A 19,661-nucleotide genomic window follows, 5' to 3' on the forward strand; every position below is an offset into this window, starting at 1 on the left:
ATTATTCTAACGATCCATCCATTGCTTGAAAAAAGGTGCTTTTTCCCTGCTGATGATCACTTCACGCTCAGGATCTGCCTTGAGCTGAATTTTGAGTTTGGCATTAAAATAATTAGCGATCGATTTGATGCTTTCGGCACGAATAAAAAACTGTCGGTTGGCGCGAAAAAAAATGTCGGGATCGAGTTCTTCCTCGAGTTCTTCCATGGTTTGCGGAATGGGTATTGTAGTGCCGTTTTTAAGGAAAAGATGCGAGGTTTTAAATTCTGAATACACAAAATCGATATCGGCTACATCAATGCTTTTGTAACCATCGCGGTAGGTAACCAAAAATCGTAATCTAAAAGAAGGTTTGTTCATGAATCCCTTTAAGATTGCCGCAATATCATCGGTATTATTTTTAACTTTCGATACCGATTTAAATTTGGTTAAAGCCTGTTCAAGTTCCGTTTTTTCGATTGGTTTCATCAAATAATCGATACTGTTTACCTTAAATGCGCGAACCGCATATTCATCATAAGCAGTTGTAAATATGATGGGGCAATTGATTTTTACTTCTTCGAAAATCGAAAAACTAATACCATCTGCCAAACGAATATCCATGGTGATTAAATCGGGCATATCATTCGTATTCAGCCATGTTACCGCACCCCGAACAGTATCTATTATATCCAGGATTTCGCAATCCGGCTCCAGTTCTTCCAATAATCTTTTAAGACGATTGGCATTGATACTTTCATCTTCTATAATTAAAATTTTCATAGTCTTAAATTAAAGGCAAACGCACACAATAGAAACCATTAGATTCTGAAAAAACGGGCATTCGGTCAAACAAAATTTTATATCTAAACTCGATATTTTTATTTCCTACTCCGGTCGAAATAAAGTTTTTACCGGATGTTGGCTGCAAATTATTGCGTACCACTAGATCGCCAACATCTGAATAAATAGCAATAACCAGCGGATTTGCTATTGTTGCACTGTTGTGTTTTACAGCATTTTCAACCAATAATTGCAGCGTTAAAGGCGGTAAATGAAGGTCGAGACAGGTCATATCTATTTGCAGTTTTAACTCTACTTTTTCTCCAAGACGTTTTTTTAACAGATAAAAATAAGCATTTAAAAATTCGATTTCTTCCCTTACCGAAATGGTATCCTTATCGAGATTGGAAATCATATAGCGATATACGCGCGTAATATTCTCCAGAAATGACGCGGCAGATTGCTGGTCTTCGTGAATTAGCTCTGTAAGTGTACTGAAATTATTAAAGATAAAATGAGGATCGAGCTGTAGTTTTAAAGATTCCAACTCTGATCTGGTAACAGCTTCCTGCAATTCAGAAGCTTTAATTTTTAGCTCGGCCGCTTCTTCAGAAGTTACGCGCCAGCGGTTCAGCAAAAAGATACTGGTATGAATGAAACTGATAAAAAGAGACAATATAGCAGCCATTAAATTTGACTGCCATATTTGTACCAATTCGCTTTCTTTTAATGGTGTCCAGGAATAAAAAAACTGCCATAAATGCGAAAAAGAATAATTTAAAAGAATATTCCCCGCGATAAGACATATAAATTGTGCAAAGGCCCTGAAAATAGGCTTTTGCTCCCAACTGATCCAATAATTTAGACTCCGGCCTACAAAAAGACTTAACTCTGTAAGTACGGCGCAATATACCAGAATGATAAAGATGTCAACTGTCCAGTCTAAAACCAGTAATGTATTTTGTTCAAAATCCTGATAGGGATTCAAGAAATAATACGACGATAAATAGAGAAAAAAAACAACCGGTATTACAATAATCCTATAATACTTATAGAAAAAATTCTTCCCTCTGGTTTTATTTTGCACATTTGAATCCATAAGCTACTATATTGACACTATATGCATTATAAAAAACACATTTGAGTATCTTATTGATACATCAAATCGTGTTTTAATATTGTTCCGTTTGCTGAAGATTCAACCGCTTTTAGCGCTCTCATTACTCCCCATTTTATACAAGTCGCTCCCCATGAAAAACCGGCTCCAAAAGTCGTTATCAGGATGTTTTGACCTGTTTTAAAATCATCTTTAAAATCCCAAAGACATAACGGAATAGTTGCCGAGGTTGTATTACCGTATTTATCGATATTTACTTTTACTTTCTCGATCCCAATATTCAAATGTTCGCTTACTGATTTTATGATTCTAAGATTCGCCTGATGAGGCACAACCCAGTCAATATCTTCTACGGTTAAGTCATTGCTTGCAAGTGCATCCTGAGAAACGCTTGACATAGACTCAACTGCTTTTTTGAATACAAAAGAACCTTCTTGTTTGATAAAATGTTCTCTGTGTATAATGCTTTGCATCGTTGCCGGCGTTTTTGAGCCTCCTGCAGGTACTAAAAGCGCAGATGTACCACTTCCGTCTGTACGCAGGATACTTTTCATCATTCCGTACTCTAAATCTGTTTTTTCTAAAAGAACCGCTCCTGCCCCGTCTCCAAAAAGAATACAAGTATTACGATCTTCATAATCTACAATAGAACTCATGGTATCCGCTCCTACTACAACCACTTTTTTATAACGTCCGCTTTCGATCATGGTAGTCGCCATTTCTAACGCGTACAAAAAACCGCTGCAGGCACCGTTTAAATCGAACCCAAATGCATTTGTAAATCCGCTTAGTTCACATACTTTACTTGCCGTAGGAGTCAAAAGATGATCCGGCGTTGCAGTTGCCAATACTAAACCATCAATTTCTAAACGATCTATTTCATAAGTTTCTAATAAATTCTCGATTGCGGCACTAGCAAGATCTGATGTTGCCAGATTTTCATCTGTAGCCAGTCTTCGCTCTTTTATCCCTGTTCTTTTTACTATCCAGTCTTCAGTTGTGTCAACCATTCTTGAAATCATCTCATTACTTAATATGGAGTTTGGTACAAATCCTCCTATAGCTGTAATTGTTGCCTTCATTTTTATTTGTTTTTGTTATTTTGAATCTTTTCTTTTGCTGTTTTTTTTGGGAGAAAAAGCAGACTGCAAAATAACGTCAGAAATTTGGAAAAGACAATAGCGGTATGTCTAAACCTGCGGCCATAATTCTAGTTTTGCTTTTATGTACTAAAGAATCCCAAAAACCATACTTTTGTGGCACCATTACTAATATATCAGCATCATATATGTTAATTTCCTTCTTAATCTCATTTATTACTGCATTTGATTTAACAGTTTTATAGAGGTATTTGACCTGTTGAAACTCTTCTTCGAGTGTAGAACTCAATAATAATCGGTCTTGTTCCTGCTTAAGATCGTCTAATTTTGCATCTACACTAAAAAATTCTACCTCTGCGCCCAGATTTCCAACAATGCTTCTTAACCAGCTGAATCTTTTGATAGACGAAAAGCTTAAAGTGTCGCAGGCATACAATATTTTTTTAATATTTTGAAAGCGGGCATTTAAAGGAACAGCTAACACAGGCGTATTTAAATTCTTGATTACTGATGTTGTCGAATTCCCCATAAGTTCCTGTTCGAAAGAGCGTTCCGCCATTCCCATAACTACAAGTTCTGCTTTATTAAGCTCTATTAAAGATGAAAGTTCTTCTTCTAAAAACGAATAACTGCAAAAGCAGCTTACTTCGATATTAAAGAGACTGGCAATGTCTTTACCTAAAGTTTCCAGCCTTTCAGAAGCTTTATCTAACTGTTTTTGCATGGCTTCGGCGCTAATGTGAGAATTGGCACTGTGAATACCTAACTGAAAGGAGTTGAAGAGAATAAGTCTGGCATTGGCACTTTTTGCAAGTCCGGCAGCATAAGTAACTGCATTATTGGCTATAGCCGAAAAATTTGTTGCTGCTATAATAGTTGGAGATACATTCATAAGATATTTATTAAGCAATTATTCCGGTAAAAGTGCTCAAATAATCTTTTCGGGGTTTTAAAAATAATACTGTAGAAGCATTATTTACTTCCCAAACGTATTATTGAGCTACCGAACTTTAAATTTACGACTAATTAGGATATATTTTTTTACTTCAGAAGTTAAAACTTTACAACTGGTTTCGTTTCTCAAAAACCATTCAACCGAAAATTTAATTTCCTTCTCTTTACTCCAAACGCTCTGTTTTTCTAAAGCATTAACCAATAGCAAATGCGAAAAACATAATTTTTGTTTAAACAAAACAATAGCACTTACAATACACAAACTTCAAATTAGACAATGCAAAACAATTAAATCGGTTATTTTTTAACATTATATCAATATTTTTATTATCATTGTAGCACAGTATAGTATAGTACTGCATTTTAACAAATTTTAATATATTATTATGCAAGAAAAAATTACAAAACAAAAATCGTCAGTCAAAAAGGTCCTTACCATGCTGTTATTTCTTACAGCAATCGTAAGTTCAGCTCAAACGTATGAATTCGAAAATGGCACGCGCACCAATAATGCCGACATACAAAATTGTGATTCCTGTTCAGGAAAAATAGTTGGCAATTTAGGTGGTACCAGCAGTGTTTCTGTCAATGTGAATGTAGCCGCGACAGGCTGGTACAAGCTGCAATTGTTTTACTGCACAGGCGATCCTAGAACGATTAGGTTAACGGCAGGTGCTGCAACCACTATTGCAATTCCGTGTGAGCCAAGTGGCGGATGGAGCACAGCAGCTTCAAAAAACGTAAGTGTATACCTTAACAGCGGTACCACTACTCTGCTTTGGGATAACACCAGTTCATGGGCACCTAATTTAGACAAGTTTGTGTTAACGCCAATTGGTTCTTCTTCTACACAAACAATTCCCTTTGGTACAAACAATAGCATCGTTTATAATTTAGGCACGAAAACCTATAATGTAAAATTTAATGGCGCGACCGTAATTACCAATGCATCGGCTTATGCTTTTAGTGATCAGCAGTATCTGAGTGGTAATTATGCTACGGCAACTTATACTTCAGAAGCATTTACAGATAATATTGGCAGCGGAACCAAACATATTTTTACTTTAAGCGGTAATTATACTTTGGGAATGCAGCAGGTTTTTTATGCTTACAGCAATAAAAATTATGTTGCCGTACAAGTTGTCCTTACCGGAAACGGTTCTAACTCTTATAAAATGTCGCCATTAACCAGTTATCAGGTAACGCCTAATTTTGGCAGCGGCGACACCAGGGCTTTATTTGTGCCTTACGATAATGATGCATGGATTCGGTACAATGCCTACGCACTTAACTCTGCCGATTTTACTGCTTCTGAGGTGACCAATATTTATAACAATACAAATCGCAAAGGTTTGGTTATTGGATCTGTTGAGCATACCAAATGGAAAACCGGTATTGCCGTAAGTGGCGGTGGTGCATCATCTGCCTATGTTTCGGTGATTGCAGGATGGACAAAAAACGATATTACAAGAGATCAACGTGGACACGGTTGGGTAAATGTGGGCCAAACAAGTTGTGCTTCGCCAAAAGTATTATTGAATGCTACTGATGACTGGCGTACGGGGCTGGAGGAATTTGCACAAGCAAATGCAGCATTGCAGTCTAAATATATTTTTGACTGGACGGCTCCAAAACCTATTGGCTGGAACAGCTGGGGTGCTATACAATCGAATATTAATCTTACAAAGGCAAAAGCTGTGGTAGACTTTTTTCATGATGATTGTCCAGCTTTCAAAACCGAAGACAATACCCTATTTATCGATCTTGATTCGTATTGGGATAATATGTCGGATGCTGAACTCGCACAGTTTGTTACTTATGCCAAAAATAAGGGATATAAAGCCGGTATTTACTGGGCTCCGTTCGTAGACTGGGGCAAGTACAATCGTCCTGTAGAAGGAAGTTCGTACACCTACAACCAATGTTGGACAATGGTGAACGGAAGTCCGCTTGAGTTAGATGGCGCTTATGCCATGGATCCTACAAGTCCGGGAACCAAAGCGAGAATTCGATATTTCATGAACCGCTTTAAAGCAGCAGGATTTGAAATGATCAAAATCGACTTTTTGACTCACGCCAGTATCGAAGCAGATGGTTTTGCCAACAATCAGCTGCATACAGGTATGGAAGCATACCAGGAAGGAATGAAATTTTTAGTAGATGAAATTGACGGAAAAATGCTTGTTCAGGCGGCAATATCGCCAAATTTGGCAACGGGTCCGTTTGTGCATGTTCGCCGTATTGCCTGCGATGCGTATACGAGTATCGGCGATACTGATTATACTTTAAATAGTACGACTTATGGCTGGTGGCAAAATAAGATCTACGATTATTTAGATGCTGATCATGTGGTTTTTGGTAATGCTTCGATTGGCGAAAATCGTGCTAGACTGTTAAGCAGTGTTGTTACAGGGACTATTACAAGCGGTGATGACTTTTCTGCTACAGGTCCGTGGAAAGCCAGATCGCAGCTTCTTTTACAAAATAATGATGTTATGAATGTTGCCCGTGCTGATATGCACTTTCTTCCGGCTGACGGAAATACGGGTTATAACGCCGCTAATATTTTCTCGGCAACCCATAATAATGTGACTTATGTGGCTGTATTTAATTACAGTAATATGGCAACTACCAACAATGTTAATTTAAGTCGTCTGGGATTGGGTTCCGGAAATTATACCGTAAAAGAATTATACTCGGGCACAATAAGTTCAACACAGGGTACATTAAACGTTCAGCTTCCTCAGGCCGATGCTGCTTTGTATGCGATTTATCAGGGACCGGTTTTAAGTACGCCCAATTACAACTGGGGAAATGCTTCGACGAACTATGTTTTTCCTAATCCGGCAACGACTACTTTCCAAATAAAATTTGATCATACAATTAATGGTCCTGTTGCCATTTCTATGTACGACTTAGTGGGGAGAGAAATCTGGAAAACGACTACTGTTGCTGAAGATATGATCAGTTCTGAAATACCTGTAAATCATCTTGCTAAAGGCGTTTATATAATAAAAGTTTCAACCGCAGCAAACAAAGTCCAAAACTTTAAATTTATCAAAAAATAAGTTTTATTTAGTTTAAACACGAATTTCACTAATTGACACTAATTTTAATTCTTGTGAAATTATTACACAAAGCAATCTGTGTTAATTCGTGAAATTCGTGTTTACTTTTTGTACTTATGTCTCAGCTTAGTTTGTGAAATTATCCCCAAACCAATTAGTGTTAATTCGTGAAATTACTGTTTTAAAATACCACAGATTCAAGAAATTCAATTACTTCGCCATTCGGACTATACACCAGACTATTATTTACAGTTACGGCTTTTCTATGATTTTTAAGTTCTAAAGTTTCTTTTGCTGATAATGGTTTTGCGCCATTTTTGATTGCTTCATCATACGCTTTTTTGGCATCCAAAACAGTAAAACAAATATGTAAAACTGAATTTTCGACATACGGATCTCCTTGCTTTCTTTTACGTCCCTGAGTAGGAAAATCGGCGTTATTGTCACATATTTCTATATAAGAATCGAATGCTTTGTTTTTGAGCATTACGCACTTTTCCAGATTAAATTCGGGTAGACTCCAATTGTGAACTTCCTCAAAATTTAGGGTTTTATAAAATTGCACGGTTCTTTCAAAATCCTGTGCTTTGATCGCAAAATGATGAAATCCTATTATATTATTCATTGTGATTGTTTTTTGATGTAAATACCTGATTTAAAAATTGTTTTTGGTTTAATTGCCTATAATTTTATCCCAACGCATTTTAAGATACATTGCTATGATATGTCACTCCTCTGGAGCTATTGAAAACTACATTCTGATTGGCTATAAATATTACGCTCCGCTGGAGCTATCGCGCCGTTTGTCATCTCGACCTAAGGAGAGCTCACACTAGAAATAACGTATAGAACGTCGCCAATCTTTATCGAGTTCCTTGTGTGATCCTTCGTTCCTCAGGATGACAAACTGGACGAAAATATTGTTATGAAAATGATTGAGCCCCGATAGACGTGGAAATCCTTTTGTGCCGGTGTTCGGCACAAAAGATTGTAACGTATAGCGGGATTAGCTCCTAAAAAAAGATTTCCTTTTATCATAGAAAATTTATTCCAGCCAAAACCATTCTTTTACCTCGTTTTCTATCGTTTCTTCTTTTACAATACTTTCATATTCATTGGTCGCACTATTGTGCTGATAATCTTTTTGCCATTCTTTATGATGCAAAACGATTTGCTTTATGGCATCAGAAATAAATAAAACCTCGTTGTTGGTCATGATGGGATGCAAAGACAAACGTACCCATCCCGGTTTATTGGTTTGGTTTCTCTGAAGAAGATCTTCAGTTATCTTGTTGGATTGTGCCTCATTGATATTGAATAAATAATGGGCATATGTACTTGCGCAGGACCAGCCGCCACGAACCTGAACCCCAAAACGATCGTTTAAAAGTCGGACGATTAAATTGTAATGAATGTCTTCTATTAAAAAGGAAACACAACCTATTCTTTCTGTTTTTAGATCTCCCAGAATAGACAAACCGGGAATCTTTTGAAACTCGCTATAACAGAGATTTAGCAATTCTTTTTCTCTTTTTTTAATATTTTCGATAGCCATTTGGTCTTTGAGTTTCAAAGCCAAAGCTGCTCTCATGACTTGCAGAAAACCCGGAGTTCCGCCATCTTCTTTGACTTCGATTGAATCACTGTAATGATATATTCCCCAGGGGTTGGTGATTTTTACATTTCCTCCTCCGGGATTATCGGGAACCTCACTTTTATACAACTTTTCATTAAAAACCAAAACGCCACAGGTTCCAGGCCCACCTAAGAATTTATGAGGAGAAAAAAAGATGGCGTCCAATTGTTCTTGAGGGTCTTTTGGGTGCATATCGATTGGTACATAAGGTGCCGCAGCAGCAAAATCGACAAAGCAGAATCCGTTGTTTTCATGCATTACTCTGGCCAGTTCATGATAAGGCGTAATGATTCCCGTAACATTTGAAGCAGCTGTAAACGAACCAATTTTTAAAGTTCTGTTGGTGTATTTTTGAAGCAATTCGTCGAGTATTTTTGGGTCGGTCAGATTATTTTCATCCGGAGGTACCATCACAACATCGGCATTGGTTTCATACCAGGAAACCTGATTGGAATGATGCTCCATATGGGTGATAAAAACAACAGGTTTATCAGCTTGATCCAACTCATTACTTACTCTGTTATGAGCATTACGCAATCCTATAAAACGCTGTAGCTTTGATAACGCGGCTGTCATTCCGGTTCCGGTTGTCACCAAAACATCAGATTCGTTAGCATTAACATGCTTTTTGATTAATTGTCTGGCATGATTGTAGGCATAAGTCGACGTTTTACCTGTTTCGCTCGAGAAAGAGTGTGTATTAGCAATCATTGGGCCTATTTTATTGAGCATAATATCTTCAATGGGCAGGTATAATCTTCCGCTGGCTACCCAGTCTGCATACAATAAGTTTTGTGTGCCATATGCCGACTCGAAAGTGTGGTTTACTCCTATTGTATTTCTTCTAAACTTAGAAAAATAGCGCTCTAACTGACTTGGTTTCGTTTTCTCAATAACATTCATTTCCATCTCATTTTTAAATTAACTTCTTTTTTTAAACTTTGATTTCTTGCTTAACTTTTTAGATTACTGATCTAAATGTTTCTTCTCTTTTCTCAATTTGCTATGTCGTTTTCCGTATAAAAAATAAAAAACAATCCCAATGGCCATCCAGATAAATAAGCGTTCCCAGCTTTCAAGAGGAAGTCCTGTCATTAGGAAAACACATACTGCGATTCCTAAAATGGGTACAAAAGGTACAAGCGGAACCCGAAATCCTCGTTTTGCATCGGGGCTTGTTTTTCGTAGAATGATAATACCTAATGAAACTAATGAAAAGGCAAATAGGGTTCCGATGCTGACCATATGTCCTAAATCTGAAATGGGTACAAATCCGGCCAACAGGCTCACAAATACCATGAAGAAAAGGTTACTTTTCCAGGGTGTTTTAAACTTGCTGTGGATATCACTAAAAAAAGAAGGTAAAAGTCCGTCTTTAGACATGCTGTAAAAAACTCTCGATTGCCCCATAAGCATGACAAGAATTACGGAGGTATATCCTGCTAAAATTGCAATAATTAAAGCACTGTTTAAGAAATGAAATCCTGTAACCGCAAAAGCAGTTGCCGCCGGACTTGCATCGCCAATAAAGGTTTTATACGAAACCATTCCTGTCATAACATAAGAAAATGCAACGTATAATACAGTCGCCACCAAAAGCGATCCTATGATCCCGATTGGCATATCTTTTTGCGGATTTTTAGATTCCTGTGCGGCTGTAGAAACGGCATCAAAACCAATAAAACCAAAGAATACCACTGCGGCTCCCCTAATGATTCCTGACCAGCCAAAGTGGCCAAATTCTCCTGTATTTTCAGGTATAAAAGGATGGTAGTTTACTTGTTGAATAAAAGACCAGCCTAAAACAATAAACAGCACAATTACGCTTAATTTTAACAATACCAGCAAATTGTTCATCGTTGCTGATTCTTTAGTGCCTTTTGCTAAAACCAACGAAAGCAAGGCTACAATTACAATGGCAGGAAGATTTACGATTCCGCCACTTAAAGTTGAGCCATCGGCTAGTTTTACTGGATCGAATGGTGAACTGGTTAATTCCGAAGGCAAATTGATATGAAGCTGTGCCAGCAATTTGGTTGCATAACTCGACCAGCTTACGGCCACGGTCGCCGATGCAAGCGCATATTCAAGAACCAGATCCCAACCAATAATCCAGGCCATAAACTCTCCCATTGTGGCGTATGTATAGGTATAAGCTGAACCCGCAACCGGAATCATCGAGGCATATTCGGCGTAGCATAATGCACAAAAAGCACAGGCAACTGCTGCAAGAATAAAAGATAAAATAACTGCCGGTCCTGCATTTTCGGCTGCTACAATGCCCGTAAGCGAAAATATTCCTGCTCCTACAATGGCGCCAATTCCAAGCGCGACAAGGTTTATGGGGCCTAATGAACGTTTTAATCCTGCTCCTTCATTTTGCTCATTTTCTGAGACTAATCTCTCTATTGATTTTTTTAATATCATAATTTTATTGTTGAGAATAATTTGTTTACCTCGCTTTTTGATAGCGTTTTAATCGTTATTCTGCTGGTAATGTTTAATGCTAAAACAGATAGAAAATGTTTTGAAAAACTATATTTTCTGACATTTAGATGTTTTAATAATCGGTTTTTACAAATTATAAAACCTGCGAAAGTTTTAAAAACCGTGCAGGTTTGTAGTTCTTTATTTTAAAAGTGATTTAAGCGTAGTCTGAAGTTCGTCTCCGTGAAGATTTCTTGCTACAATAATTCCTTTTGAATCGACTAAATAATTGGCAGGAATTGCTCTTACACCGTATAATTTTGCGATGGCACTATTCCAGAATAATAAATCAGAAACATGCAGCCAGTCTAAGTGATCGTCCTGAATTCCTTTTACCCAGTTTTCTTTCTTTTTGTCTAAAGAAATTCCGATGATATTAAAACCTTTATCATGGTATTCTTTGTAAGCTGCTACAATATTTGGGTTTTCTCTTCGGCAAGGTCCGCACCATGAAGCCCAGAAATCTACCAATGTATATCCTTTATTGTTTTCTGAAAAACGAACCGATTTTCCTTCGGGGTCGTTAGAGACAAAATCCGGTGCTTTTTTTCCCACCTGTAATCCGTTAAGCACTTTTACAAGTGCCTGAAGTTCTTTCACGTAAGTGGAATTTTGCTGACTTTTATCTAAAAGCGCAATGTTTTTTGTGATCTCTTCCGGACTTAATCTGTACGACCAATTTCTGTACAAGACATAGGAAGAAACCAGAGAGCCAGGATGTTCTGTTATAAATTTACTTATATCAATGTCCTTTGTTTTTCGGTAAGTATCAAACAAATCCTGAGATGCAGAACCTTCTACAACCGATGTGCTATAATACTTAACAGGGCTTAATTTTACCGTAACTAGAGATTTTTCAAGAAATATATATAGTGGTGAATCAGCTGTATTTACGCTTAATCCGTACAATTCAGGAAGTTTAACTTTCGTTTTAAAACTGAATTTTCCGGCGGTAACTTTTACCGAATCTATTGTGGTAAACATCTTGTTGTGAAACTTTTGCAGGTAAACATATTGGGCCACGGTATCGACAACTGTTCCTTTTAGCTGCACATTTGCGTCTTGTGCCTGGGCTGTTGTTGCGCCAAGGCATAAAGCTAGAAATACTACTATTTTTTTCATTGGGTTTGTTTTTTAAAAATTGGACATAGAAATTCCCGAACCAGTATTAAAATGGTCTATTATTGTATGGATAAAAAAGAAAAGGGATCTAAAAAAAGTTATGTGTAGTACATTCGGAAAACCAGGAGGTGGTTTTCTATTTTTGAAAATAAGTTACATTGTTCGGGACAGGCAGGTAATATTTGTTCAGTTTTCATTCTAAAAAATAAGTGATTTAATACTAATGATCTTACGCAGATTTACTAATGAAATCTATCTTATCTGTCCGCGTTGGCGGAAGGATTTAGCACCTTATTTGGCAACAGGTTGCTAAGACATCACCGGGCCTACTCCCTCAGTCTTTCTGGATAAGTTCATGTAGATTTTTTCTACTCTGCAAATATACAGATAAATTCTATGTAACTAGTAGAGTTTAAATTTATTTTTCAAAATATTTTAAATTAATTTAGAACAAAAGTAGTTGTAAAAGACAAAAAAACCTCAATAAAATAAGGGATAACAATAAAAATATCAGTTTGTTATGCACTTAAAAATATTCTGGTTTCATTTAAAATTTCCGGTATTTAGCGATTAAAAATATATACTGCATTATTAAGAAATGCTTTTCAAAACAAAAAAAAAGTGTCCTATTTAATTCCTTTCGGAAATGGTAAAGTCAAAAAAAAAATCAACGTAGGATTGGATGCCGCTGTGGGTAAAAGCGACCGGGGACTTTATTTTAGAATTGGAGAGGCTTTTAAAATAACATTATTTATTATTTAAACACATAGGAACATAGCTTTTAGGATCGGTTAAAAGGCGTTTCAATTTAAATATTAACGCATAGACAAGGTGTGAAATTTATGTTTGTAAATGTTTAAATATTTTCTCTCACAGATTGAGCAGATTTTTATTTTTTGATCTACCGTCTATTCTCTTTGTTCTTTATTCTATTCTCTCTCTCTCCTCCTACTTCCTATTCCTCATCCACTTTTCTATAGGTTCAAGAACGGTATTCACAATAGTTACCAAAAAAGTACAAATTAAAGCTTCGGCAAAATAACCTGAAGCGGCGATACAACCTATAGCGGCGCTGCACCATATTGTGGCAGCAGAATTTAGTCCGTGTACATTGGGCCCTTCCCTAAAAATAACTCCTGCTCCCAGAAATCCGACTCCCATAACTACCTGAGCGGTAATACGGGTTACATCGATATTGGGTGTGCTTGCAGCCACTTTTATAGACAATAATACAAAAGCGGCAGCTCCTGTTGCTACGAGCATATTGGTTTTTAGTCCTGTTTCTTTATGATGCCATTGCCTTTCAAAACCTATAATTAGTCCTGCGAACAATGCTATTACAAGTCGGGTAAAAAATTCTGTTGTACTCAAAATTATTGTTTTATAAGATTAGAAAAAATCTTTATTTTTTTTAAGATTAAATATAAGAATTTTCAGGATTCTAATTCCTAATCTAAACTTCTGTTTCAAGAATTTGATTTTCAAGTATCGCTTTTAATTGAGGCGCAAATGCCAATCCCCATTTATCAATTGCCACAATCAAGGGCATTAGGGATTCTCCTGATTCGGTTAGAAAATATTCTACCCGTAAAGGGATTTCATTATAAATTGTTTTTCCTAAAAGTCCGTGAAATTCAAGTTCTTTCAATTGATTTTGCAATACGCGTTTTGTAATACCATTTACAGCGTTGATAAGATCTTTAGGCCGCTTTATTCCTTTTGAAATTTCGTCCAGTAAACAAAATTTCCATTTAGAACCCACTACTTCCATGGCCACATTAAGTCCGCAATTATAATCGATTGGTATTTTTCGCTGATACATATTTCATTCCTTTTAGAAATACAAAAGTACAGACAAAAAAGATTTTCTGTACCAAATAGCAATGGGGATTAATTTATCACTATATGATTAATTCGCCCCTTATTGTTGTATTTGTTTATCAGCGCGACCTTTGCATTTCTAATTTTAATAGTTATACAATGAAAACTCTTGTAATTATAATACATCCCACGCTTGAAAATTCTTTAATTAATAAAAGATGGATTGAAGAATTAAAAAAATATCCTAACCACTATACTTTACATGATTTATACAGTTTGTATCCTGACGAAAAAATTGATGTAGAAAAAGAACAACAGCTAATAGAAAGTCATGACACGATTGTATTTCAGTTTCCGTTTTACTGGTTCAATTGTCCGCCATTGCTAAAAAAATGGCTGGATGAAGTATTGACGCACGGATGGGCCTATGGTAGTACAAGCGGTTATAAAGTAGCCAATAAAAAAATTGCACTTGCGATTTCTGCGGGTATTAGTAAAGAGGATTATAGGGCAAGCGGAAGATACAAATATACTCTGGAACAACTGACAACTCCTTTTGAGGTTACCTTCAATTATGTAAGAGCCAATTATCGTCCTTTATTTGCTTTTTATAATGCTGAAAATAATCCTTCTGCTGAAAGTATAGAAGAAAATACGGAGGAGTATATTGCTTTTCTGGAAGCTTTATAATTTATAAGAAGAATATTTATTGGGGAAGAAATATTCATAAAAAAAGCTGCAAGATTTCTTGCAGCTTTTATATGTAATGAGATTAGTGTATTTAATCTACACGTTTTACAGAAAGTTTGTCTAAACAAAAATAAGCTGCAGTATTCATTCCGTAAACTAAATCTGAATCTGTAGAACTCATCTGGAAAACAAGATATTTTACTTCTCCTAAACTCTGAAGATTACTTGTATTTACGTTTATCCATCCTGTAGGCATTACTAATGAAGATCCTGTATGATTGGCTAATGTATGTACAATAGGATTCGTGATTGTTCCGTCTTCGGCTACTCCGTAAATTAATAATTTGAAAGAATCACCTGAAGTGAATGCTCTTGCGAATCCATCTCCGTACAGACAACCGTAATACGGCCATGGATGCATGTTGATTTTTAATCCTTTCACTTCGTATAATCCTGTGTTTCCAATTTTAATCCAGTTAGAAAAAACGCTTTCGCTAAAAGTAGTTCCTTGTGGATTTTTAGGATCTAAATAGCTTGACCAATACGCCACGATATAAGGATCACCAGTTGTTCCTGGAGTTCCTGCTGCAATTGTAGAAGAAGTACCAAAACCGCTTCCGGCCATAGTTCCCCATTGATGAGGCACCCATCCATCAGATCCGCCAGGACCTGAACCAGAACCGTAATCTGTAATATCATTTACATTAGAAACGATAAAACCATCCCAATAATTATAACCTGAAGAGGTAGCTGTATGCGAAAATGTAAAAATATCAACATTTAAATTCGTGTTCGATACATACGTGTTTTCCCAGTATTTACCACCCGTTGTAGTGATTCCGCTGGTTAATAATGCACTGGTTAAATTAAGCGTTGATGTGGTTCCAATTGCCGGATCGGTAACTGTTTTTTTTGTTATATCACTGGCGTTTTTCGCTACTGCACTTGCGCTTTCGTTGCTTAAAGGGGCGTCATCATTATTACAGGATGAAAGTCCCAAGAAAAGACCAACTGTCAAAAAATAAAGTACTTTTTTCATAATTTATAAAATTTAGGGTTAATATTCGTCTTTAATAACTTTCAAGAAAAGGTGGTTTTTACTTGATTGCTTTTGGGAAATTCAAATCTTCGACGTGTGTAAAGAAATTGGTTACCAAATCTGTCGCGCCGGCTTCGGCATATGTCGAAACGTATACTTTTACAAAATCGATTCCAGGTAAATGAACTTTCTTTCCGTTGCTGTCTACAGCCCAGCTAATGTCTATTGACGGATCTTTAATCCCTCCGTAACCCCACTCAAAAGTTCCTATGTTATAGGTTGTTCCCTCTCCATCGCTTACATCTTTTACAGGCAGGTATATTTTTGTTCCTTTTAGCGTGTAAGATTCTCCCATCCATTGTGGGTAATAATTATAGCGTCTCCATTTTTTTGTTCTTGTAATAAAACCGGATGCCGTTTTATTGTCTGTCCATTTAAGATATTCTTTATCAAACTGCCAGTCTTTTGTACCTGCTACAGCAGCTTTGCCTGCATTTGGTTTGTTGTATGTAATTTCATAATTCTTTACAGTAGTCGATTTATTGTATTCGCTACCGGCAATTTCATACCATTCGTTATCGTCTGCAATACCGTTTTTATTTGCATCGTAAGCAACATAAACACTCACAGGAGAAACTTTTGAGTTGCCACTGTCTTCATTCATTTGAATCTTAAAATCACGTTTTCCGTAAGCATTTACTACAGTATGATCAAATGCTGTGGTAATAGATCCCCCGAAAGTTCCTAATGGAACCGCATTTCCTTCGATAAGATCTGACTTAACTTGTTCCAAAACTTCTGCTTTGGTAGTAAAACCATAATTATCAAGATTAAAACTCGGAGCAGGTACATAATCGATTAGCGATAATGCTTTTGAATTATAGTTTTTTCCCGTTTCTGAAACTGTAACTTTTGTAGAAGCTTGTTTTACCAATTTATCCAAGGTTACCGTTAGATCTATTGTATAATTAGCTGCTATTGCTGTTATAAACTGTAAGTTTTTGGTGTCTCCAATAACAGAATCTTTTACAGCTCCGCCAGTTCCGGTTACTTTTACTGTCCATTTGTATTTAGCAAGTTCAGCATCAGCATTTTCAATCAACACTTGTGGTTCTACGGTTACTGAATTGTATCTGCTCACAGTAAAATCTGAGGCTAATTTTAATGAAAGAGAAGCTTCTTTAACGGGTTGCGTTTCAGGGTTATCTTGTTTTGAATCGTCATTACTACAGCAGTAAAAAGTGCCAATAGCTACCAGAAACAAACTATGTTTTAAATACTTTTTCATATTCTTATTATTTTACTTTTTTTAAGTTGTATTTTTTTAATAAATGTAGATCTCCTGCACCTGCAAATTTGGCAGCCATGGAAGATTGCTGATGGCAAAGTCCCATTGGTTCGCTCACACAGTTGACTACTTTTATAAAATTAATTCCCGGAAGATTGGCTTTGTTTCCGTTTTTATCTACAGCCCAGTTGATATCAATATCTGGATTAACTGCATTTGCATATCCCCATTGCGGAGGTGTAAAATTCCATAATGTACTTTGCCCAGGGCGTGCTGTAACAAAATCTACATTAAGTCTTGTACCTTCATAAGTAACTGCGGTTTGAGCAGCCCATAAAGGATAATATTCTTTTTTGCTTTTAGATCTTGGTAAGTAATATGATTCAGGTGAATTATTTTCGCAAAAGATATGCTCACGATCAGAAAACATATCGTTTGGTCCGCCCACTACAACAGGTGCTCCGGCAGCTTTTTTATGGTAGGTTATTTTAAAATTCTTTGTTGTGGTGGCTTTCGTATGCTGGCTTCCTATGATTTCGTACCATTCGTCTTCGTCTGGTTTTCCGTTTCCATTTTTATCATAAGCAACATATACAATTCCGGGTGCCGGCGGATTCGCTTTGTCTGTTAAATCTCCTCCATAAATTCTAAAATCACTTTGTCCTGTAACATTTACAACGGTATGATCGAAACCAATAATAATAGAACCTCCAAAACCTCCTAAGTCTAGTTGATAACCTACATTAGTCTCATTGATTCTGCCCAAAGCAGTACGTAAAATATCTTCTTTTTTAAATCCGTCTTTGTATAAATCATTGGCAAACATTCCCGGTGCCGGATCAAAATCGAAAATACTCGTGATGTACGGATTGTAATTTTTAGTTTCGTTAGTTACGTTTACGATTGTTTTTTTGCTGCCTTTTTGGTCTCCTGAAGTGACATTTAAAGTAAGCTCATAAGCTCCAGCATAAATGGCTACAAAACGCAGGTCTTTTGTATTTCCTACAATAGAATCCGTCTTTTGGTTCACCGGGTTTTTAGTCAATATCCATTGGTAAACAGGGCTGGTAGTTTCGGCAAAAGCCGGTATGTTTACAACACTAAATGTCGATGTTTCGTATTTTTCCTGAAGTGTAACTGCGATCTTTTCTTCAGCTTTATCATCATCATTGTTGCTGCTGCAACCAGTAAACACGGCTGCAAAGGCAATTAATAATAAATGGGTAAGGTTTTTTTTCATGGTTTTTGGTATTATAATTTTAATTTAACATTCTAATTATTCTATTTTCTGGTCGGAATATTTTCTCCCAAAAGGTGCAAATCTGTTGCTCCCATTATTTCGGTAGAAGTTTCGCCTAACCATCCCGCTTGTTGGTTGAGACCATTATACACTTTTACAAAATCTACTCCCGGAAGGTGAATTTTGTTTCCGTTTTTATCAATTGCCCAATCAATATCTATAGCAGAATCATCGTCGTTGTTAGGTGCATTATCAGCATATCCGTAAAGAAATGCATACTGAACAAAATAGCTTCCGGTTCCGCTTTCATCAACAGCATTGTCGGGTAATCTTGTTCCTTTAAAGGTGAGGCTTGGCTGATCTTTAAGCCATTTTGGCCAGTAATCTAAGGAGTGATTGTAGGCGTTGTTTTGTGCCAGATAACCATCTTTACCCTGATTGTCTTTCCAGTAGATGTATTCTATATCAGTAAAAAGTACAGTTCCGGTTCCGCCTCCGGGAACGGGTGCTTTATTAGGATCTGGCCTGTAATAGGTGATTTCGTAATTATGAATCGTTTTTTCCATGTTGTGTCCGGCACCTTCTATTTCGTACCATTCATCATCCGGAAGTCCGTTTTTATTCTTGTCGTAAGAAACCATTATAACTCCCGCTTCACTACTGCCTCCGCGCATTGAAGTATCAGGATTAGGATTGGCATCTGCCCAGAAAGCATTGCCTAAAACCCTAAAATCACGTTTCCCTTTTATGTTTACAATGGTATGATCAAATCCAAAAACAATGTAACCACCAAATGCTCCAAGCGAAATAAGATCTCCGTTTTTCTTGGCTAGGTATGTATTGGCTCTGTCCAAAATTCTTTCGGTCGTTTCTCCGTCATTGGCTGCCGGTAAATCATTTATAAACTGTCCGGGTGCCGGTTTAAATTCAAATACCTTGTCAATAAAGGTTTTATATTCCTTTGTTTCTTTGGTTACATTTACCTTTACTTTTTGCGTTTGCATCATTCCCTGATCATTGATCAGTAACGTAAGTTCGTAAACGCCAACGTCTGTCGCAGCGAATAAGGTTTCTTTGGCTGTAACATCAGAAAACGCATAATTCTCTGACGGTCCTTTTGTCACGCTCCATGTAAATTTAGCCTCTGTACTTAAGCCATTATGTGCCGTAACTGATATTATTTTAGACCGTTGTACACTATATTCGTTTTCAACAGTAGTTTCGCCGTTATCATCGTCATTCGATCCACTATCAGAACAATTGGTAAGTGTTAGTGATACTAATAAAAGCACTGCGAATCGAAAATGTTTTAAAAAGTTGTGATACATTTTTTTCAT

17 protein-coding genes and 1 riboswitch are annotated in these 19,661 nt (G+C 36.7%); of the genes, 3 read left to right on the forward strand and 14 right to left on the reverse strand.

Annotated elements, in window-relative coordinates; genetic code table 11:
• Window positions 1-6: 6 nt before the first annotated feature.
• The 4 genes from IRZ78_RS01820 to IRZ78_RS01835 all read right to left on the reverse strand — a co-directional run bounded on the left by IRZ78_RS01820 (window position 7) and on the right by IRZ78_RS01835 (window position 3,871).
• On the reverse strand, window positions 7-762 hold the full coding sequence (locus IRZ78_RS01820) for a LytTR family DNA-binding domain-containing protein (protein WP_194614894.1): 756 nt from the start codon (window positions 760-762) through the stop codon (window positions 7-9).
• 4 nt (window positions 763-766) lie between these two features.
• Window positions 767-1,861, reverse strand: coding sequence for a histidine kinase (locus IRZ78_RS01825; RefSeq protein ID WP_194614895.1), 1,095 nt, complete (start codon window positions 1,859-1,861; stop codon window positions 767-769).
• A 50-nt stretch (window positions 1,862-1,911) separates the two neighbouring features.
• Window positions 1,912-2,961 carry a beta-ketoacyl-ACP synthase III gene (locus tag IRZ78_RS01830; RefSeq protein WP_194614896.1) on the reverse strand — a complete coding sequence of 350 codons (1,050 nt, stop codon included), beginning with the start codon at window positions 2,959-2,961 and terminating at the stop codon, window positions 1,912-1,914.
• Between the two features lie 76 nt (window positions 2,962-3,037).
• Window positions 3,038-3,871, reverse strand: coding sequence for a universal stress protein (locus IRZ78_RS01835; protein WP_194614897.1), 834 nt, complete (start codon window positions 3,869-3,871; stop codon window positions 3,038-3,040).
• A gap of 499 nt (window positions 3,872-4,370) precedes the next feature.
• On the opposite strand from IRZ78_RS01835, the gene IRZ78_RS01840 reads away from it, so the two are divergent.
• Window positions 4,371-7,001: a T9SS type A sorting domain-containing protein gene (locus IRZ78_RS01840; protein WP_228520323.1), complete on the forward strand. Its 2,631-nt coding sequence runs from the start codon at window positions 4,371-4,373 to the stop codon at window positions 6,999-7,001.
• 181 nt (window positions 7,002-7,182) lie between these two features.
• Here the strand turns inward: IRZ78_RS01840 and IRZ78_RS01845 are convergent, their stop codons facing one another.
• The 4 genes from IRZ78_RS01845 to IRZ78_RS01860 form a co-directional block, all read right to left on the reverse strand.
• Window positions 7,183-7,626 carry a VOC family protein gene (locus IRZ78_RS01845; RefSeq protein WP_194614899.1) on the reverse strand — a complete coding sequence of 148 codons (444 nt, stop codon included), beginning with the start codon at window positions 7,624-7,626 and terminating at the stop codon, window positions 7,183-7,185.
• A 420-nt stretch (window positions 7,627-8,046) separates the two neighbouring features.
• A complete protein-coding gene (locus IRZ78_RS01850; protein ID WP_194614900.1) occupies window positions 8,047-9,540 on the reverse strand; it encodes an aminotransferase class V-fold PLP-dependent enzyme in 1,494 nt (497 codons plus the stop codon).
• Between the two features lie 63 nt (window positions 9,541-9,603).
• Window positions 9,604-11,064, reverse strand: coding sequence for an amino acid permease (locus IRZ78_RS01855; RefSeq protein ID WP_194614901.1), 1,461 nt, complete (start codon window positions 11,062-11,064; stop codon window positions 9,604-9,606).
• Between the two features lie 201 nt (window positions 11,065-11,265).
• Complete coding sequence (locus tag IRZ78_RS01860; protein WP_194614902.1) at window positions 11,266-12,246, reverse strand: TlpA disulfide reductase family protein; 981 nt, start codon at window positions 12,244-12,246, stop codon at window positions 11,266-11,268.
• Between the two features lie 254 nt (window positions 12,247-12,500).
• A riboswitch (SAM riboswitch) is annotated at window positions 12,501-12,600 on the reverse strand.
• 267 nt (window positions 12,601-12,867) lie between these two features.
• Between IRZ78_RS01860 and IRZ78_RS01865 the strand changes: the two genes are divergently transcribed.
• Window positions 12,868-13,008: a hypothetical protein gene (locus IRZ78_RS01865; RefSeq protein ID WP_194614972.1), complete on the forward strand. Its 141-nt coding sequence runs from the start codon at window positions 12,868-12,870 to the stop codon at window positions 13,006-13,008.
• A gap of 186 nt (window positions 13,009-13,194) precedes the next feature.
• Here the strand turns inward: IRZ78_RS01865 and IRZ78_RS01870 are convergent, their stop codons facing one another.
• Both IRZ78_RS01870 and IRZ78_RS01875 read right to left on the reverse strand, forming a co-directional pair.
• Window positions 13,195-13,617 (reverse strand): MgtC/SapB family protein, encoded by a 423-nt coding sequence (locus IRZ78_RS01870; RefSeq protein WP_194614903.1) that lies wholly within the window; start codon window positions 13,615-13,617, stop codon window positions 13,195-13,197.
• An 82-nt stretch (window positions 13,618-13,699) separates the two neighbouring features.
• Window positions 13,700-14,068: a helix-turn-helix domain-containing protein gene (locus tag IRZ78_RS01875; protein ID WP_194614904.1), complete on the reverse strand. Its 369-nt coding sequence runs from the start codon at window positions 14,066-14,068 to the stop codon at window positions 13,700-13,702.
• A gap of 158 nt (window positions 14,069-14,226) precedes the next feature.
• Between IRZ78_RS01875 and IRZ78_RS01880 the strand changes: the two genes are divergently transcribed.
• Window positions 14,227-14,757 carry an NAD(P)H-dependent oxidoreductase gene (locus IRZ78_RS01880; protein WP_194614905.1) on the forward strand — a complete coding sequence of 177 codons (531 nt, stop codon included), beginning with the start codon at window positions 14,227-14,229 and terminating at the stop codon, window positions 14,755-14,757.
• A gap of 91 nt (window positions 14,758-14,848) precedes the next feature.
• Here the strand turns inward: IRZ78_RS01880 and IRZ78_RS01885 are convergent, their stop codons facing one another.
• The 4 genes from IRZ78_RS01885 to IRZ78_RS01900 are packed head-to-tail and all read right to left on the reverse strand — an operon-like array spanning window position 14,849 to window position 19,652.
• Window positions 14,849-15,796 (reverse strand): DUF4465 domain-containing protein, encoded by a 948-nt coding sequence (locus tag IRZ78_RS01885; RefSeq protein ID WP_194614906.1) that lies wholly within the window; start codon window positions 15,794-15,796, stop codon window positions 14,849-14,851.
• Window positions 15,797-15,854: 58 nt separating this feature from the next.
• Complete coding sequence (locus IRZ78_RS01890; protein WP_194614907.1) at window positions 15,855-17,084, reverse strand: hypothetical protein; 1,230 nt, start codon at window positions 17,082-17,084, stop codon at window positions 15,855-15,857.
• Between the two features lie 7 nt (window positions 17,085-17,091).
• Complete coding sequence (locus IRZ78_RS01895; RefSeq protein ID WP_194614908.1) at window positions 17,092-18,324, reverse strand: hypothetical protein; 1,233 nt, start codon at window positions 18,322-18,324, stop codon at window positions 17,092-17,094.
• Window positions 18,325-18,365: 41 nt separating this feature from the next.
• On the reverse strand, window positions 18,366-19,652 hold the full coding sequence (locus IRZ78_RS01900) for a cell surface protein (protein WP_194614909.1): 1,287 nt from the start codon (window positions 19,650-19,652) through the stop codon (window positions 18,366-18,368).
• Window positions 19,653-19,661: the final 9 nt, after the last annotated feature.

The organism is Flavobacterium sp. CSZ (assembly GCF_015350725.1).
In the GTDB taxonomy this organism is placed as follows: domain Bacteria; phylum Bacteroidota; class Bacteroidia; order Flavobacteriales; family Flavobacteriaceae; genus Flavobacterium.

Coding starts and splice junctions, on each gene's coding strand:
- IRZ78_RS01820 (WP_194614894.1), bottom strand. CDS start 762: ATGAAAATTTTAATTATAGAAGATGAAAGTATCAATGCCAATCGTCTT.
- IRZ78_RS01825 (WP_194614895.1), bottom strand. CDS start 1,861: ATGGATTCAAATGTGCAAAATAAAACCAGAGGGAAGAATTTTTTCTAT.
- IRZ78_RS01830 (WP_194614896.1), bottom strand. CDS start 2,961: ATGAAGGCAACAATTACAGCTATAGGAGGATTTGTACCAAACTCCATA.
- IRZ78_RS01835 (WP_194614897.1), bottom strand. CDS start 3,871: ATGAATGTATCTCCAACTATTATAGCAGCAACAAATTTTTCGGCTATA.
- IRZ78_RS01840 (WP_228520323.1), top strand. CDS start 4,371: ATGCTGTTATTTCTTACAGCAATCGTAAGTTCAGCTCAAACGTATGAA.
- IRZ78_RS01845 (WP_194614899.1), bottom strand. CDS start 7,626: ATGAATAATATAATAGGATTTCATCATTTTGCGATCAAAGCACAGGAT.
- IRZ78_RS01850 (WP_194614900.1), bottom strand. CDS start 9,540: ATGAATGTTATTGAGAAAACGAAACCAAGTCAGTTAGAGCGCTATTTT.
- IRZ78_RS01855 (WP_194614901.1), bottom strand. CDS start 11,064: ATGATATTAAAAAAATCAATAGAGAGATTAGTCTCAGAAAATGAGCAA.
- IRZ78_RS01860 (WP_194614902.1), bottom strand. CDS start 12,246: ATGAAAAAAATAGTAGTATTTCTAGCTTTATGCCTTGGCGCAACAACA.
- IRZ78_RS01875 (WP_194614904.1), bottom strand. CDS start 14,068: ATGTATCAGCGAAAAATACCAATCGATTATAATTGCGGACTTAATGTG.
- IRZ78_RS01880 (WP_194614905.1), top strand. CDS start 14,227: ATGAAAACTCTTGTAATTATAATACATCCCACGCTTGAAAATTCTTTA.
- IRZ78_RS01885 (WP_194614906.1), bottom strand. CDS start 15,796: ATGAAAAAAGTACTTTATTTTTTGACAGTTGGTCTTTTCTTGGGACTT.
- IRZ78_RS01890 (WP_194614907.1), bottom strand. CDS start 17,084: ATGAAAAAGTATTTAAAACATAGTTTGTTTCTGGTAGCTATTGGCACT.
- IRZ78_RS01895 (WP_194614908.1), bottom strand. CDS start 18,324: ATGAAAAAAAACCTTACCCATTTATTATTAATTGCCTTTGCAGCCGTG.
- IRZ78_RS01900 (WP_194614909.1), bottom strand. CDS start 19,652: ATGTATCACAACTTTTTAAAACATTTTCGATTCGCAGTGCTTTTATTA.